We start from the raw sequence: 2749 nt of genomic DNA, 5'->3' as shown, positions 1-2749 counted from the left end.
TGGGGACGCCGGCCATTGTAAAAGGCGAAGTATCGGCCGATCGAGGCGCGGGCGTCGGACACGGTGTCGTAGGCGCGCAGATAGACCTCTTCGTATTTGACGCTGCGCCACAGCCGCTCGACGAACACGTTGTCGCGCCAGGCGCCCCGGCCGTCCATGCTGATGGCGATGCCATGCCTGGCGAGCACGCCGGTGAACGTGGAGCCCGTGAACTGCGAGCCCTGGTCGGTGTTGAAGATGTCCGGCTTGCCGTGGCGAGCGAGAGCGTCCTCCAGCGTCTCGACGCAAAATGCGGCTTCGATCGTGATCGAGACGCGCCACGACAGCACCCGGCGGCTGAACCAGTCGAGCACCACCGCGAGATAGATGAAGCCGCGCGCCATCGGGATGTAGGTGATGTCCATCGCCCAGACCTGGTTCGGGCGTGTGATCTCCATCCCGCGCAGCAGATACGGATAGATCTTGGGCCCGGGTTCGGGCTTGGTGGTACGCGGCCGGCGGTAAAGCGCCTCTATCCTCATCCGCCGCAGCAGCGTTTTGACATGCCGGCGGCCGATCTTGCACGCCTCGGCAGCCAACAGGTCTCGCAACATTCGCGAACCGGCGAAGGGAAACTCCAAATGCAGCCGGTCAAGCCGTTGCATGATCGCGAGGTCGGCGGGCGATACCGGACGTGGTAGATAATAGACACTGCCACGGCTGATCTTCAAAACTTCCGCCTGTTTCGTGATCGGCAGGTCATCACGGTCGATCATCGCTTTGCGCTCAGCAGGCCGGCTTTGCTGAGCGCGCCTTCTAAAAAACTGAGCGCGGCGCTGCGCGCCCCCTGTGGGATAGAAACGGCTAACCGCTAGACTGCGGCCGGAAGGGAGCGGCCGATACGATTTTGGTGGCACGTGAGCCCGTCAAAAAACCTGGTCCATGGGCTGTTGCGCACTTGAGAGTGGTGACGCCATCTCGGCGATCCCGTTTAGGAATTTGAATGAATTGCGCAGCCCAGCCCTTCCGCCGGAGTCAGAAGGAGCTACAGATGAATCCCAAAAGATCGAAGTCGAAGGACGGCGGTAAGATGCCGATGGTGCACCCGAACGCGGCTGCCATCGACGTTGGCGCCACCATGCATATGGCGGCCGTCAGGGCAGATCGCGCACCGGAGCCAGTCCACAGTTTCGGTACCTTCACGGCCGATCTGCATCGGCTGGTCGACTGGTTTACGGAATGCGGCGTCGAGACCGTCGTCATGGAATCGACCAGCGTCTACTGGATTCCGATTTTCGAGCTTCTCGATGCCCGGGGATTTACCGTGTTTCTTGTCCAACGCGCGCGATGCCAAGCACGTGCCGGGGCGTAAGACCGATGTCAGCGATGCGCAATGGCTGCAGCGGCTCCATTCATTCTGGTTGCTGCGGGCCAGCTTTCAGCCCAAAGGGCAGATTGCCGAACTGCGAGCCTACGTGCGTCAGCGCGAGCGTCGGCTGGAGTACGCGGCCTCACACATCCAGCATATGCAGAAGGCCTTGACGGAGATGAATCTTCAGCTCCACCACGTCGTCGCCGACATCACCGGCGCGACTGGCCTGCGTATCATACGCGCGATCCTTGCCGGCGAGCGCGATCCCGAGGCGTTGGCGTGCTTGCGCCACTACAGTTGCCACTCCAGTGCCGAGACGATTGCGAAGGCGCTCACCGGGAGCTACCGCGCCGAGCATCTGTTTGCGCTCGAGCAGGCACTTGCGCTTTACGACACCTACCACGAGAAGGCATCTGCCTGCGACGCCCGGATCGAAGCCGTGTTGAAGGAACTGAGCAACCATCGCGGTCGTGGCCATGGACCAGCACCGCGGGCATCGCTGCGTCGGAATCGAACCGATCAGGCGAACGCTCTAGCTTTCGACGTCCGCGAGGCGCTGTTCGCGTTGCTGGGAAAAGACATCACCACCATCGACGGCCGCGGTCCTTACCTCTCGCTGAAGCTGATCGCTGAATGCGTTGACGACCTCTCCTCGTGGCCAAGTGCAAAGCATTTTACCTCCTGGCTGGGACTGGCGCCGAGCAACAAGGTCTCCGCGGCAAAAGGCTCTCGTCCCGAACACCCCGATCCGGCGGCCGGGCGGCGGCGCTTCTGCGCCTTGCTGCCGTCACCGTCGGACGCACCGATACTGCGCTCGGCGCCTTTTACAGTCGACTTTCATCGCGCGTCGGCAAGGCCAAGGCCGTGACCGCCACGGCCCGCAAGATCGCAGTTCTGTTCTACAATGCTGTGCGATACGGAATGGACTATGTCGATCCCGGGGCCTCGTCATACGAGACGCGCTACCGGACGCGAGTGGTCAACAATTTGCATCGGCGTGCCAAGGCATTCGGCTTCTTCTCCAGCCGTTCGAGCCGAACGTCGGCGATGCCGTTTCTTAGGAATCGTTCTCAAGCGTCAGCTCCCCGATCTTGGCGTGCAGCGTTTTCACGTCCACCGCGGGCTCGCTCGTTCTGTTGGCGCCAGGACCAAAGACCTCGGCCGCCGCTCCCTGAAGCTGGGACTTCCACTGCGTGATCTGGTTCGGGTGTACGTCGAAATGCTCAGCCAGCTGGGCCAGCGTCATCTCGCCCTTGATCGCCGCTAACGCCACCTTGGCCTTGAATGCCGGTGCGTGCTGCCGGCGGGCTCGTTTGCTCATCGTCTCTCCTGATTCGCGGGACAATCTTGCCCGCCGTCAGGCAGAAACTCCACTTATCGCCCTGTCCAGATTTCCGG

3 pseudogenes are annotated in these 2749 nt (G+C 62.1%); 1 reads left to right on the top strand and 2 read right to left on the bottom strand.

What is annotated here, in order from left to right:
• Window positions 1-803 (bottom strand): annotated as a pseudogene (locus EHH60_RS36795) (IS3 family transposase); the annotation flags it as partial.
• 227 nt (window positions 804-1030) lie between these two features.
• On the opposite strand from EHH60_RS36795, the pseudogene EHH60_RS36790 reads away from it, so the two are divergent.
• Window positions 1031-2412 (top strand): annotated as a pseudogene (locus EHH60_RS36790) (IS110 family RNA-guided transposase).
• A 2-nt stretch (window positions 2413-2414) separates the two neighbouring features.
• On the opposite strand, the pseudogene EHH60_RS36785 reads toward EHH60_RS36790, so the two are convergent.
• Window positions 2415-2672: pseudogene (locus tag EHH60_RS36785) on the bottom strand (transposase); the annotation flags it as partial.
• Window positions 2673-2749 lie beyond the last annotated feature (77 nt).

The organism is Bradyrhizobium sp. RP6 (assembly GCF_003837805.1).
GTDB lineage: Bacteria > Pseudomonadota > Alphaproteobacteria > Rhizobiales > Xanthobacteraceae > Bradyrhizobium.
Note: the sequence above shows the minus strand (reverse complement) of the source record. Positions and strands in the feature narration are given on the sequence as shown.